At 55.2% G+C, this 14,371-nt stretch carries 12 protein-coding genes and 2 CRISPR repeat arrays (1 of these 14 cut by a window edge); of the genes, 9 read left to right on the forward strand and 3 right to left on the reverse strand.

Annotation, left to right across the window (positions count from 1 at the left end):
- Positions 1–64: 64 nt before the first annotated feature.
- Positions 65–520, reverse strand: coding sequence for a hypothetical protein (locus FY251_RS00005; RefSeq protein WP_148412909.1), 456 nt, complete (start codon positions 518–520; stop codon positions 65–67).
- The gene (locus FY251_RS22990; protein WP_148412910.1) at positions 521–1,135 is read right to left on the reverse strand and encodes an ArsR family transcriptional regulator; all 615 of its coding nucleotides are present in this window, start codon (positions 1,133–1,135) and stop codon (positions 521–523) included. It abuts the gene before it with no gap.
- A 282-nt stretch (positions 1,136–1,417) separates the two neighbouring features.
- Here FY251_RS22990 and FY251_RS00015 point away from each other — a divergent pair, with 282 nt between their 5' ends.
- Positions 1,418–2,293, forward strand: coding sequence for an ImmA/IrrE family metallo-endopeptidase (locus FY251_RS00015; protein WP_148412911.1), 876 nt, complete (start codon positions 1,418–1,420; stop codon positions 2,291–2,293).
- Between the two features lie 9 nt (positions 2,294–2,302).
- Positions 2,303–3,942: direct repeats of the CRISPR family, unit length 37 nt; unit sequence GTTTCAATCCCGGTCTAGGTTTTCTCCCTACTGCGAC.
- A gap of 109 nt (positions 3,943–4,051) precedes the next feature.
- On the opposite strand, the gene csa3 is transcribed toward FY251_RS00015, so the two are convergent.
- Positions 4,052–4,696 (reverse strand): CRISPR-associated CARF protein Csa3, encoded by a 645-nt coding sequence (csa3, locus tag FY251_RS00020; protein ID WP_148412912.1) that lies wholly within the window; start codon positions 4,694–4,696, stop codon positions 4,052–4,054.
- Between the two features lie 142 nt (positions 4,697–4,838).
- Between csa3 and cas6 the strand changes: the two genes are divergently transcribed.
- From cas6 to cas2, 8 genes are all read left to right on the forward strand, one after another.
- Positions 4,839–5,696 carry a CRISPR system precrRNA processing endoribonuclease RAMP protein Cas6 gene (gene cas6, locus FY251_RS00025; RefSeq protein WP_148412913.1) on the forward strand — a complete coding sequence of 286 codons (858 nt, stop codon included), beginning with the start codon at positions 4,839–4,841 and terminating at the stop codon, positions 5,694–5,696.
- Positions 5,697–6,204: 508 nt separating this feature from the next.
- Entirely contained in the window at positions 6,205–8,616 is a 2,412-nt protein-coding gene (locus FY251_RS00030) for a hypothetical protein (protein WP_187367302.1), read from the forward strand.
- A complete protein-coding gene (gene cas7d, locus FY251_RS00035; RefSeq protein WP_148412914.1) occupies positions 8,616–9,551 on the forward strand; it encodes a type I-D CRISPR-associated protein Cas7/Csc2 in 936 nt (311 codons plus the stop codon). Before FY251_RS00030 ends, cas7d begins: the two co-directional genes overlap by 1 nt.
- Complete coding sequence (locus FY251_RS00040) at positions 9,544–10,257, forward strand: hypothetical protein (protein ID WP_148412915.1); 714 nt, start codon at positions 9,544–9,546, stop codon at positions 10,255–10,257. Before cas7d ends, FY251_RS00040 begins: the two co-directional genes overlap by 8 nt.
- Positions 10,254–12,167 carry a type I-D CRISPR-associated helicase Cas3' gene (gene cas3, locus FY251_RS00045; RefSeq protein WP_148412916.1) on the forward strand — a complete coding sequence of 638 codons (1,914 nt, stop codon included), beginning with the start codon at positions 10,254–10,256 and terminating at the stop codon, positions 12,165–12,167. Before FY251_RS00040 ends, cas3 begins: the two co-directional genes overlap by 4 nt.
- Positions 12,164–12,778 carry a CRISPR-associated protein Cas4 gene (gene cas4, locus FY251_RS00050; protein WP_148412917.1) on the forward strand — a complete coding sequence of 205 codons (615 nt, stop codon included), beginning with the start codon at positions 12,164–12,166 and terminating at the stop codon, positions 12,776–12,778. Before cas3 ends, cas4 begins: the two co-directional genes overlap by 4 nt.
- Positions 12,778–13,824, forward strand: a complete 1,047-nt coding sequence (gene cas1 / locus FY251_RS00055) for a CRISPR-associated endonuclease Cas1 (protein WP_148412918.1) — start codon at positions 12,778–12,780, stop codon at positions 13,822–13,824. The genes cas4 and cas1 overlap by 1 nt, the downstream gene beginning before the upstream one ends.
- Complete coding sequence (gene cas2 / locus FY251_RS00060) at positions 13,824–14,096, forward strand: CRISPR-associated endonuclease Cas2 (protein WP_148412919.1); 273 nt, start codon at positions 13,824–13,826, stop codon at positions 14,094–14,096. Before cas1 ends, cas2 begins: the two co-directional genes overlap by 1 nt.
- 115 nt (positions 14,097–14,211) lie before the next feature.
- A CRISPR array of direct repeats spans positions 14,212–14,371; the repeat unit is 37 nt; unit sequence GTTGCAGTAGGGAGAAAACCTAGACCGGGATTGAAAC (it continues 2,068 nt past the right edge of the window).

Raw genomic sequence — 14,371 nt, forward strand, 5'->3', positions numbered from 1 at the left:
GGCCCCACCTCCCCACCCACCGCTCCGTGCTCGCACCTGCGGTGCTGCGCGCGCAGCCACGACCTCACGGCGGATTTTCGGCTGTGTTTAGTGCGCCGAATGAGGCCGTTTCGTACGCTCGACGCCAGAGTTGATGTACCGCTCGTGCAACGAGCATTGGCTCTATCGTCACGATACAGGACTGCTCTACATCGTCCGAATTTGCTTCGGGTGGCGTATGAAAGTGCTTCGCTGGTGCGTCCGGTTTGGGATGGTAATCGTAGCGGAACTGTACACCACACTCATCGAGATAATGGTAACTGTAGTACTGACGCTGGGACCAGCGAATATCGAACCGACACCACGTCGCCTCGGCGATCCCGTCTCGGAAGTGAATCTGTAGCTTCGTTGGGTCGAGGCGACTATCGAATCCCGCATCTTCGACGAGACCGTCAGCGCGTGTGAAGACTGTGCGAATCTCTTCAAGTGCGACATCATCGACCGGGCCAACCGCGCCCTCAATGTCCGTCTCGCCTGCCATTTACGCTGTGGTGTGAGAGGCGTCGTCCTGTAGTGCACCGCGGCCGCGGATCGTGTTTCTACGATCAGAGAGCCGAGCCGCTGCAGATCGGCTATCATCTGGGTCGAAGTCGTAGAGCGTCAGTGCAGCCTGGGCGATCTCAAGGTTCTGCTCAATTTGCTGCCACCGAGTGAGGTCTGCCCACCCGTCAGCACCGGACTCCAATTCCAAGGTCAGCTCGTCGACAGTCGTCGCGTCGTACTGTTCTTGGATCGCTTGCCGTTCATCTTTTAGGTCTCGAATCGCCTGTCGAATCTCGTCTTTCGTGTGCTCGCGATGAATGTCGGCAATCCGCCGCATCGCCAACATCTGCGGTGCGCGCATGTAGCGAGTGGCATCGTCAGCTGCGATCACCTTGACACGCCCAGTCTCAGCGAGCGCTAAGAGATGCTTCCGTGCAGTTGGTTCACTCACGTGGGCGCGTTCAGCAACTTCGCTAGCAGTTTGCGGGTTGGTTGTAACGTCGATTACCTGTCGAATCCGCTCGAACGTCGTGGTGTCTGCTTTCCAGTCAGCAATGACTGCCTCGTTGACGTCACCTTGCCACGGTGTTGTGGAGGAGTCTGCTCCGGTCATTGGTCGTCGTACGAGCGCAGTAAGTAAAATAGCTTTGCTGGAAATTGCTAATTTTGTCTATCTACTGCCCAACTGCGCTAGGCAGGTCATCTCAGCGATAGTGATTAAGATAATCTAGACGAGTCTCTCGGACAGTCGTTGACCACGGCCGTTCGCGCTCTAAATTTTGTCTGCCCCCTTCGGGTGCGGGGCGTCCATTCGTCCTGCTGATTCGAAATGTCACAGCCAGATACAGCCACGCAGCCAGCAACGTTTAGCGACGCACCTACCCGTGCCGACGAGATGCACGACACGCTTGAGGACTGGATTACCGACCTCCTCGACGAGACGACCACCGCACGCACAAGCGAGGCGTTCCAACGATGGCTTGACGCCCAGAGCCGGTTCCACGACTACTCGGCGCGGAACGCCCTGTTAATCTCGCTGCAATATCCGGACGCGACACACGTCGCGGGCTACCGGAGGTGGCAGACCGAGTTCGACAGACAGGTTTCGGAAGGTGAGTCGGCGATTTGGATTTGGGCTCCAATTACGGCGAAAGTGTGTCCTACCTGTGGCGAACCGAAAGCCAGCCATGACGACGACTGTGAGAGCGACGGTGTGCCGTCCACGGAGTGGCCGACGCAGCTGCGCTCGTTCAAGCCGGTCCCCGTGTTCGACGTGTCACAGACGACTGGCGAGCCGCTTCCATCGCTACCCACGGAGACGTACGGTGATGCAGTCGACCTCGTTTCCGTGCTCTGTGCTGCAGCGGACTCGCTCGGCGTGGACGTGTCGCTCGTTTCTCCGAGTGAGTGGTCCCACGGCGCTGCGCGCGGCGTGTGTACGTTCACTCGTGGACAGCGGCCGAACATCGAAGTCAGACAGCGGCCGAATGAGGCGGACATGGCGACGACGCTCGTCCACGAGTTCGCCCATGGACTGCTGCACGCAGACCGGACGAGCCTGCCAGAGCGGTCGCTGCGCGAAGTCGAAGCCGAAGCGGTCGCGTATCTCGTCGGTCGCCAGTTCGGGCTGGACGTCAGCAATTCGGCGTTCTATCTCGCTGCATGGGCGGACGAGGAGGCAGAGTCGGTCCTCGAACGGCTCAACCGGATTCGGTCGGTGACGGCGTCGATACTCGGGGCGGTTGCGACACAACCGCACCGCGTTCGGTGACGACTTCGCGGTTCAATCCTGATGTAGGTTTTCTCCCTACTGCAACGCCGGTCCGAACCGTGACGCGCTCGCTCACCGGCAGTGTTTCAATCCCGTTCTAGGTTTTCTCCCTACTGCAACGGAACGGTTCGGGTGTTCTCCCAATGAGTGACGATTTTCAATCCCGGTCTAGGTTTTCTCCCTACTGCGACACAACGGTGACCGGCGCGAGCTCGGAGCGTACATGTTTCAATCCCGGTCTAGGTTTTCTCCCTACTGCGACCTGCGGGGTCGGGGGCGATTTGTACCACGTTCGAGGAGTTTCAATCCCGGTCTAGGTTTTCTCCCTACTGCGACGAGGTAGCAACTCATGGACCTCTCCCGTTTCGTCGAGTTTCAATCCCGGTCTAGGTTTTCTCCCTACTGCGACAACGGCGACACTGGAGTCTCTTACCTATGAGTTCTGAGTTTCAATCCCGGTCTAGGTTTTCTCCCTACTGCGACAACGCCCGATGGCGACATCGAAACCAAGCGGACCCAGTTTCAATCCCGGTCTAGGTTTTCTCCCTACTGCGACCGTTTCAGACCCACAGACATCCTCGCCCATCTCTCAGTTTCAATCCCGGTCTAGGTTTTCTCCCTACTGCGACGTTCGGCGCGCTCTGCGTGACGACGGCCTTGCTCGGCGTTTCAATCCCGGTCTAGGTTTTCTCCCTACTGCGACCCGATGAGGAACCAGCGGGCTTTGCGCTCTTCGGCTCCGTTTCAATCCCGGTCTAGGTTTTCTCCCTACTGCGACACTTGGACCGTTATTGGTAGTCCACATCGAACACATTGTTTCAATCCCGGTCTAGGTTTTCTCCCTACTGCGACGCATCGACGGTAACACCGTAGGTGTCTTCGACAGTTTCAATCCCGGTCTAGGTTTTCTCCCTACTGCGACGTTGCCATCGGACGCAGAACGTGTTGCCATTACGTTGAGTTTCAATCCCGGTCTAGGTTTTCTCCCTACTGCGACCGGGCAGAAGGCCGTGGGACACGGCAAGGTCTCTTTGTTTCAATCCCGGTCTAGGTTTTCTCCCTACTGCGACGTTCGCGACTTCAGCGAGGTCGTCGACGTCAAGCGGTTTCAATCCCGGTCTAGGTTTTCTCCCTACTGCGACCCTGCTCGTTCTGGTTGCCGCCGATGTCCATCTAAATGTTTCAATCCCGGTCTAGGTTTTCTCCCTACTGCGACGACTTCTTCAGGCATTGCGCCACAGTATCGTGTTTGTTTCAATCCCGGTCTAGGTTTTCTCCCTACTGCGACGCTCCAAGAGCCAAAACGCCGCGTCACGACACTCCGAGTTTCAATCCCGGTCTAGGTTTTCTCCCTACTGCGACGATGACTCGCCTCGGGACGGGAGTGCTTGTGACAGGTTTCAATCCCGGTCTAGGTTTTCTCCCTACTGCGACTCGTCGTCGCGTTCGTGACGCTCGCGTCGACCTCTGGTTTCAATCCCGGTCTAGGTTTTCTCCCTACTGCGACCCACGAGGCTGACGCGTGGTATCAGGAGCGGCTCCGTTTCAATCCCGGTCTAGGTTTTCTCCCTACTGCGACCCGGCTGTGTGTCGCGGCGGCTTCGGCGGGTGGGTTTCAATCCCGGTCTAGGTTTTCTCCCTACTGCGACAGGGGGTGAAAATCACGGCTCAGAGCCTATAATGCTTTGTGACGAGTCCAGAAGCCGATGTCAGATCATGGACTGGGGCTGTACAGCGTATTAATAATGGTCCATGAAATCAACGCCGACCGGCCAACAACTGCCCCGTCAGCGTCATCGAGACGTGCTTGACTTTCCCCTCTTTTTCGGACACAACAGCACCATACGATTCTAACTCGGCAACGTGCCGAGTAACCGTGCTCTTGGCTTGGTCACTGGTCTCAGTAAGTTCAGGGATGGAAGTCTCTCCACCGAGCTGTTCGATAGCGATGAGTGTCTTCGCAACGGAGTCCGACAGTTCCACAGACAGATTGGGGAGGTTCAGTTCACGCACACGCCCATCAATGTCGCTAAAACAGAGTGTCCGACTTACTCGACCAAACTCCGACAGTACAGCCGTTGAAAACGGAAGAAACACGTCACGTGCACCGCCACTCAGATTGACGACTAACTCACCCTCTGCTGCACGGATAATATCGCGACAATAGAGGACTGCCTCCTCGAAATCATCGTGGGGGACACGCTCAACTGACAGCGAAATATCGGGCTCAATCTCACCGAGGAGTCGGCGAACATCCGCAATCGCCTCTTTCGATCTGGCTTCATCGGTTCCCTCTGTGGGGCGAACAACGACGACACGGTCGTCCATGTCCAGTCCGTGCCGAAGAAGTGGACGTGTCACGCTGGTGCTGTTAAAACCAATCGGTGAGAGATACGTTCGCACTATCAACAGTTCGCTTGCTATTGCAAAAACGGTATCGTTGCATACACTCGGAATTGGGTTGTTGAATTTCAATTCTATGCAATCGTATCAAATATCCGAAACTTATTTGTGGTAACGCAACGAAGCGAGAGTATACTACCAAATGGCACAGAGCAAACAAGTATCAAATTTGCGCCGGATTGAGATTACCGCTCGGCCAACAACGCGGTTCTCACTCCCAAAATCCAATGGGTACTCGGTCTACGGAGCGCTACTGAACGCGCTCGCGTCAGCTGACGAGTCAACGAGCGAACGAGTACACGACTCGTCGCTTGGGAGCCTCCACAATAGCGGCCTCCAGGGGACGTTCGGCCGCGCGGATAAACGGCATCAGCAGCTTGTCCTTCCAGATAAGACGTATCGGCTGGTGCTCGGTGTTGTCGACCCCGAAGATACAGAGATCTTCAACGCGCTTGTGAACTCGTTCGTCCTCAAGGGAGAGACGTTGTCGCTCACGAACGGTGAACTTCGTATCGACTCCTTCGAGAGTACGAACACTACCCACGAAGCGCTGCTCAGCCACGCCGCCGAGCTTGACGACCCACTCGTCGAAATGTCATTCAATGCACCAACCTGCATCGAAGAAGCGGATGAGGTAACAACGATGTTCCCACACCGCGAACCGGTATTCATGTCGTTGGCCGGGAAATGGAACCGAACCGCACCAGATGAGTTAGCGCTGTCTCTCCCCCGAGAGATAATTCGACAACACGTCTACGAAAAACCGGATGCACGGAGCTATGCGACTCACTCGGTCCTTGTCAACCGCGTCACAAATGAGGACGGAGAGACGCGGAACATCTTCCGGCAGGGGTTCACCGGCGAGTGTGGGTACGGGCTGAAAGACGCTCCCGAGTCAGTTTCGAACGCAGTCGTCGCACTCGCACGCTTTGGACAGTTCTCTGGCGTTGGCAGCGCTGTTGCTCGAGGGTGCGGAAATATTGGAGTGAAGGTGAACTAAAATTGACACCCTTGAGCTGTGAAAGATCCCGTTCTGGGTTTTCAGATACGCATCCACAGGTCAATAACCAAGTTTCAATCCCGACTTGGGTTTCCAGATTAATGGAGTGGCGTCAAGCTACAAATTGGTGTCGGCTCACTAAGTCCCAGTCCCATGAACCCAAATTGGATAGTCAAAACCGGGTTTTCGGGAACAGATTCATACAGGTCAATAACCAACACCTAGAAATAAGTGACTTCCATCGGAATTGGGAGGATATGCGAGGCAGCATCAGGGGTTACCGAGGTCGAAAATTCCGAGTTCGGAGCCTCGATGAGACCCAAAGAGCACCACACTCGGAACTGGAGGGGCTGTTAGAATTCGAGGATAGCGAGACAAAGAGATTCTTCACAGATCTCCAAAAGCTCGTCGTTGGAACTGAGTTCATCTTCAACTCTGGTCGGCTTGACTCAACCCCACCTAACACACCAGTTCTGCATATCACGTCCGTCACGAGGTGTGATGAACAGTGAACCCCACAGCGACGCGCAAGGCACACAAACGACTCGTTGAGTCGACCGACCTTTATTCGAATGTCATCGACGCTGCGGGCCAGTACGACGCAAAAATCAACCCTGAAGCGAACTGCTCACTCGCGTCTCATCTCCTCAACGCAGTCACCGTTGGGGTGAACACATTCGTCTTCAACGCCGTCGGACCAGACGAACACTTCAGCGAGTACGAAGAAGAGATCCGGGTTCTTGCTGGAGCGTTGGCACTCCACGATACGAACAAATTCCTCCAGGAAGCACACGGCGTTGACGTCAACGGCAATACACCAGCGGCGTTCGATTGGTATTTCGACCCACCAGTCGAAGGCGTCGAACCAGACCCGTTCAGTATCGAATCGTTTGTTGGCGAGGGCTACCGTGACGATCTACTGTATCTCGTCCAGCGCACGGAGACAACAGAAGACACCAGCACGACACGGCAGATTGAGACTGAATTCGCAGGACTTGCCCGATACTGCCGTATCGGCGATGTCGTCTCATCAGTTGCACTCAAAGATGGCATCAAAGGCGCATACGAGAAACTCGCTGAGATACTTGACCCAGCTACCGTCCATCTCGTCGAGTGTACCGACCTCGAACAGCCGATTCTGAACGACGTCCTACTTGGGAGCGCCAAAGAGGTGATTGCGGGAGAGACTGACCGACCCGCCTGTGGTGTCATCATCGGCAGTACTCCGGACGCAATTCTCTATCTCGGTGAGGAAATCGACCGAGCAGAACTACAGACGAGTGTGGACGAACGTGTCCCCGAGCGAATCGGTACTGAATTCGAATTCGAGTGCAAACTCAACTGGAACTCTTTTGGATACGATGTCCTCGCTGAGGTGGCCATCCCCATCGAAGCGAAAGAACAGAAGATTGCGGACGCATTCCGCGCGCTCCTAGAGCGGGGGTCTGCAGGCGTTGACGCGTTTGAACACATTCCTGAGTCGTTCGATGCGTACTTCCCAATACTCGCGAAGGCCATCTACGTTGATGGTCGCTCGGAATTCGACGACGCGGCCGTCCAAGCGGCGTACGACCGAATCAAAGACGAGCAGGGCGTCCAGAAAGTCAAGCTCCACTTCGTCGCGTATCTCGTTCAACATGCCGAGGACCATCGCGAGTTCCTTGACGCATTCGCGACAGAGCTCCGCCCAGCCCTCCATGACGACCTGACACCAGAGACCGACGCGATGAGTTCCGTCGTAGACCGGTTCTTCGAGGGGCAGACAGTTCGGGACCTTGGGTCGAAACACGAGATGTGTTTCCTCTGTGGTGCGCCTACTGAAACCAAATACCAGAAAGGGCTCAGCGCAATCTACCGAACACAAGAGTACTCTCGCCGCGTCCCACCACACGCGAAGTACAAATCTATCTGCGAGGTCTGCAACCTTGAGTACGCGCTCCTGTCGTACATCTGCGACCAGAGCGACGTAAGTACGAACAACGCAGTCGAGGTTGCGTACTTCTATTTCGATGACTTCCTCGGCGACGTTCGCGTTCGTGGCCGGCGTGTTGGGAATCTCGTCCAAGGCGATAGCGACGAACTCGATACACGAGAGGTGTCAACGAGCCTGCTCGGCCCCCAATACTATCTCCAGCCGGTGTACGTCCTCAACGAGAATCACCGGATGGCTGTCATCCGGCAGCTGATGGCGGCTGCACAGGACGCTGGGATGAAGGTGGTGATGGGACGGCCGTTTTCGCGCTTCGAGAGCGCCGATGCGGTCTTTACCGACGAGGAAGCCACCCGACCACAAGAACTCCTCGGACTGGATGAAGTCGAGCGGTTCGGGCCGCTGCCGTCGTTCATCACAGACGGGCGAACCGACTCCCACCTTCAACGTGCACTTCATCTCTTCAAAATCATGAGTATCGTCGGACAGGAAGCGAACATGCGGAATCCGTACCTCCAACTTGACCGCGATACGTTCCACAGCGTCGTTAATTTCGCTGTGGTGAACCACGACGCTGCAACGCGACTCAGCCCCCTCAAATCGTACCTCGAAGCGTATCACGAGGATGCACTCATGGATATGACAACCGTTGCTGAACGAGGAATCGACCTGTTCGGCAAGCAATACGACAGTAAGTACAAGAAGACCAAAGTCTTCCGCGAAGCGATTGACGCGTTCCTTAGCGGAATGAACCAACGGATGGACGAATCCATCCTGCACGAGTACGTTGAAAGTCAGGTCTACGCTGCTGCCGACCGCGAAGACTACGCCGGTCGTGCGACACCCGAACAAGCAGCAGCCTTCGTCGACGCGATTCAGACGTATCTCGTCGAGAACAATCTGTACGACCTGAAAAAGCTCTCCGACTGGGAGAACGCGCTCGTCAACTCGTACTACTACGCCTACGACCAAGCACTTCAGAACCACTAATGACGCTCGAATACCCCGACAAAGGCCTCGTTGAATCGTTTAGTGTCTACCGAAAAACAAAGCCGTCCGTCACGCTCGTCGTCAGACGCGATGTGATGGAGCCTACGCTGTTCCGGAACTCCAGTCATGACCGTGCAGAGACTCAACGGTTCGGTGACCAACTGCACGCACAGGTGAACGGTGAGAAGTTCACGAGTAAAGAACGCCTGACTGGGCTGGCACTACAGCGCCAGTTAGACGAAACCCTCGTGCACGACGATTACACCTACAACGAGCCTGCTGGCTTCGAAGAGTCGCTGAACGCAGGGACGATTACGTACGGCCTCGCCGGAACGGGCGAGCAAGACTTCGCGATCAAATCGCGGGTCGTGGAGGGCTACACGTACACAACCGATGAGTACGACTTGATGAACAAGGAGACTCGAAACGCAGTCTACGAATCGGGAACGATGCGCAATGCGGATGGAGATCAATCGGAGGCGCTGTTCGACTTCGTGAAGGTTCAGCCTGGAAACGACCTCGTCCACTTCATCACGCTCGAGGCTGCGACTGGTCCGATGCTTCTCTACGTGCTCCACAATATCCTAAATACTGGAAAGTACGGCGCGAGAGAGACCCGAACGGGACGGAATATCCGTAACGAAGTCGTCGGCATCGTACTGGGAGAGCATGATACGTCGCTCTCGACTGGTGAATTCCTCATGGAATACTACGACGACGACTTTGAAGAGGGGCTCCAGGCCTATCTCGACGCAGTCCAACGAAGGGATTGGGAAGTCTACGGCGACTTCGAGGGTGCAACGCCGTTCCCCGACTGGTTCACTCGGATGCGAGCTGTCGCTGAGCGGACTGCAGACGACGCTGATGAAGTCCTCGCCGAAGAGCTACGCCAGCTGAAAGACGACGCGGCAGACGTGCTTTTCGGGGATGATTGAACAGACGTTCGAGGCGACCCTCTACGCCCCGCTTTTCTACTCCAGCTCGGAGGGAAGAGCGATTAAGACACAGCCGACGCTCTCAGCGACGGCGCTTATGCATGCACTAGGCTATCGCTACTTCGGGCTCGAAAAACGGTACGCAGAATTCGGCGACGCTGCGACACAACCAGATTACTCGCATCTGTCCGACCTTCCGTTCTTCGTGACGGACATGAGGCCCATCGCAGTTGAGACCGACGAGCGAACGTTCCGGAGTACCGATTATCGATCCGAGCGCCATTTCACGACGAACGATTTAGAGCTTGCTCGACAGATCGAGGGGACGAAATCGGTACCGGCGATATTAGAGAACTCTGGGGCCGCGTACCAGACAATCCGAAACTACCTTGGTATCGCTCCTGGGTCAACGTTCGAATTCACCATCTGGCACCGCGATGACCTGACTGAACTCCCCGAAAATCCCTTCTTCAAGATGGGAATCAAACAGACTGGCGAGTTCCGTGCAGCTGCCGCTTCCCTCGACACACTCGTTCTCAATAAGTATCTCCTGACAGAGGTGTACGAGCTTGACACCGATCTCCTGATGAGGTTGATGGAACACAGCACGTCGTTCCGACGCGGAAACGACCCACGGTTGCAACATTTCGTCGGTCCCGATCCGGAGTTCGTAAGAACCGAGATTATGCCGGAGGTTCTCGGATGAATATTGCTGGTGCGAGTCTGGCGACAGCACCACCCAGATACGACCTCGCGGAGCGTGGCTTTCCACATGCTCGACAGTTCCAAAACGAGGTCGCAGAATGGGCCTATGATGGTTCTGACCCAGTCGCTGTCCTTCGCGCACCGACGGGTGCAGGCAAGACCGCGACGTTTCACTCGCTGATCAACGCGAGAGACGTCCCGCTCATCGTCTATCCAACGAACGCGCTCCTCCGACAGCAGCAATCTCGGTTTGAGCGCGAAGGAGTGGGTGTTGGCGTACTGACCAGTGATTCGCTTCGTGGCCACGGGAATACCCGAGTCGAACAACTGCTCGGATTCTTCGACTCGTACCAGCACGACTTCGACGTCATTCTCACCAATCCAGATATCCTCCAAGCGGCGATTCAGGGACTGTATCAGGGTTCGAAGGCGATGCGCATTTTCGACGCCATCAAGACGATTGTCTTCGATGAATTCCACTTCTACGATGCGCTTGCGGCGAGTGGACTCCTGCTCCAAACGCAAATCATCGAGTCACGACATGCGGATGCGAAGGTCCTCTTGGCGTCGGCGACGCCGAATGAGGACTTCGTCGATTTCGTTCGAGATCGACTCGGGCTCTCTGTTCGGGATATTAACGCGGAATACGTCGATAACGGTGATCAATTCCGTCACAGCGTCGAAGTACACCGTCACGAGGATCGCTGTATCCGAGATCAACAACAGGCCGTCGCCGAGTCACTCCGTGACGAACTCAACCGCGTCGATGGGTACGACGAACCACATGCCGTGGTGGTGTTCAATAGCGTCAAGCACAGCAACGATTTCCACCAATATCTACACGACGAATATCCAGATGTCTTTGAGCACACCGAGAAAGACAACGGCTTCGATACAAACGACGTTGCGGCAGCCCTCGACGATGAAGACTTCTACATCCTAAATACGACGAGTAAGGGGGAAGTTGGCCTCGATTACGACATCCGGCTGATGCACATGGAGAATCCGGGGCGAGCAGGGCCGTTCTTACAGCGATTTGGCCGCGCAGGACGGAAGTCACCAGCGACGGTCCACGTGTACGGCTTGGGACAGGGACCATGGGGCGACGACGTTTCATTCCCGACGTTTGAAACACAGATCTACGAGGGACTGAACGCTTACGAGCGGGCTGATGGACGCCGAATGCCGCTCAACTGGCTTGGTGACTTAGTTGGATTTCGGGGAGCACTGGCGCTTATCACCCGCGAATCAGATGGCCGATTCGACCAGGGGTTGAAACTGGATTTCGCAGCAGATACTGAGTACCACAAACGCTGGCGTGGGTTCATTTATCGAGTGCAAGCTGAACTTGATGAAGTTGCTACAGGATTCGACCCTGGGAAGTACACACCAGTCGACCCAGAAGCGAAGCTACTGGAGTTCACGGCTCAGTGTTTCAAGGCCTTCCACGGGCTTCGCGGCCGATCAGTCAACGCCTCCGTGAAATACCCACGTGGAGATCGCACCGGGTTGACGACGTACGGGCTGACAACGATACTTCGATACTACGATATCGAGGCTGTCGAATACCGTGACGACGAGCCAGTCCTCCTCATTGTTCCGCGTTCGGATGACTCGCTGTCAGTTGTAACCGCACAACTACCGGGGTACGAGTCCCAACCAACACAGTACAACCGACCAACGACGAAAATCGAGGAGGAACTGCAGACCAAGCTTCACAGAGAGATTTGTCGGGTTGAGGACCACGGCCGGATTGACGTGTCCATCGAACTCCTCCATCGGTTTTTCAAAATCGTTCGAATCACCGATGCGGTCGTCCCGAAGACGATTACCACTGCACAGTATGAAATCGAGATCAAGGATGACGGGTCAGGACCACCGACCCTCTCCGTCCAGGAGCGACAGCGATGACTGAGCTTGTCAATGTCTCCGACTTAAACCAGTTTATTTACTGTCCGCGACGCTACTGGTATCTTCACTTCTACGATACGCAGGGACGGAATTATGAACGAATTGATGGGAAGACCACACACGAAAACCAGAGTACTCGGAGCGATTGGCTCAACGAACTCTATTTGGAGTCCGAAGAAGTCGGTCTCAAAGGAAAAATCGACGTGCTTGACTTGGATAGCTCGCGTGTCGTTCCAGTCGAGCGAAAGCGAGCCGAAAGTGGCCAGTACTATCAAAGCGACAAAATTCAGCTAGCCGGCTACTGTTTGCTCTTAGAGCAGCATCTCAACGAGCCGGTCGAAGAAGGTGCAATCTACCTCTACGAGACCGACCAACGGATGCACATCCCAATCACCGAACAGCACAGACAACTCGTTCGGGAAAGTGTGGAACAGATGCGCTCGATGACTGTTGATTCGGTTCCACCGCTTGTCGACAACCCTCGAAAGTGTCGATCCTGTTCGGCCAAATCGTATTGTATGCCCTATGAAACTGCTATGTTGGAACCGTCGAAGGCACAACAGACTGGCTGGGAAGACCCACAAGCAGTACGTTCGGAGTTGGAGAGCTAATGAAAGCAACTGAAGGTGTCTTCGATGACTCGGTGGTGTACGTCACGAAGCAGGGAACACAAGTCGGTGTCCAAGGTGGACGAATCGTCGTTCGTGATCTCAATGATGAATCGGCACCGAGTCAAACCCACGAGTCACCGACTGAGTCATCGCAGTCCGGGGTCGAAGTCCTCGCCACGTTTCCACGAGAGCAGGTGGACACGGTCAACGTATTCGGCGGAGTGAATTTCACGACGCCATTTCTCGCGCGTGCCAGTACGGATGGCATCGTGTTGAACTACTTTAGTCAACACGGACAATACCGCGGAAGTTTCGTGCCTGAACGGAACACGATTGCCGAGGTACGCCGCGCACAGTACGCATTGTCGACGGCGGCTGAGCTCGCACTCGCCAAATCAATGATCGCCGCAAAAATCCGAAACGCCAGAACAGTACTCGGACGGAAAGGCGTTCGTGGGACAGACACGCTTCGAGAGCTTGGAGAGAAAGTCACACACGTTAACTCGAAAGACGAACTTCGTGGCGTCGAAGGTGATGCTGCAGCACGGTACTTCTCGCGATTAGACGAGACGCTGGCAGACGGGTGGACGTTTGAAACACGGACAACCCGCCCACCTGAAGATCACATCAACTCCCTCCTCTCGTTGACCTACGTCTTCATGAAAAACGAGGTGCTCTCCGCGCTTCGACAACTCAATCTCGATCCATTCCTTGGCGTGTTTCATGCTGACCGGCACGGTCGACCGTCTCTTGCGCTTGATCTCCTCGAAGAGTTTCGACCGGCGTTCTGTGATACGTTCGTGACGCGACTTATCAATCGCGGGACGATCACACACGATGATTTCCGTCGCGATAACCACCTCAACGATGACATGTTCTCGACGTATGCGGAGAAGTTCGACTCATATATGGAAGAAACGTTCACGCACCCGTATTTCGACTATCGAGTCACACGACGAGAGGCAATCCGGCAACAAACGATTCTGCTTCGGAAAGCAATGACGGATGAGTTAGACGACTACCACGCACTGGAGTTCGATCACTAATGCACCTCGCAGTCACGTACGACATTAGTGATGATAGCCGTCGTCGACAAGTATATCAGACACTCGAACGGTACGGTGCGTGGCGGCAGTATAGTGTGTTCGAGCTCAAGATCACGAAAGCACAGCGTGTCGAGCTAGAATCCGAATTAAAAGGCACGATTACGCCAGCAAAGAGTGACCGAATTCGGATTTATCGACTCTGTACTGCGTGTCAAGACGATATTACTGACCTCGGTGACGATCCACCTGATGAACAGTCAAACGTGATCTGAGTCAGTTTTCATCGACCCTTATTAAATAACTGTACAGCCCCAGTCGATGAACGATGCCGGTGATTTCATTGGCAGAGAAAGCACTATATTGTCTCAGGGCTGAATTTCACCCCCTGTTGCAGTAGGGAGAAAACCTAGACCGGGATTGAAACACTTCCGCGGTTATGACCTGGACGAGTACTTCGAGGGTTGCAGTAGGGAGAAAACCTAGACCGGGATTGAAACATTCGGTACAGCCCCTTCACGACGCGCTCGACGAGGCGTTGCAGTAGGGA

The organism is Haloferax sp. KTX1, assembly GCF_902410085.1.
GTDB classification, from domain to species: Archaea; Halobacteriota; Halobacteria; order Halobacteriales; family Haloferacaceae; genus Haloferax; species Haloferax massiliensis.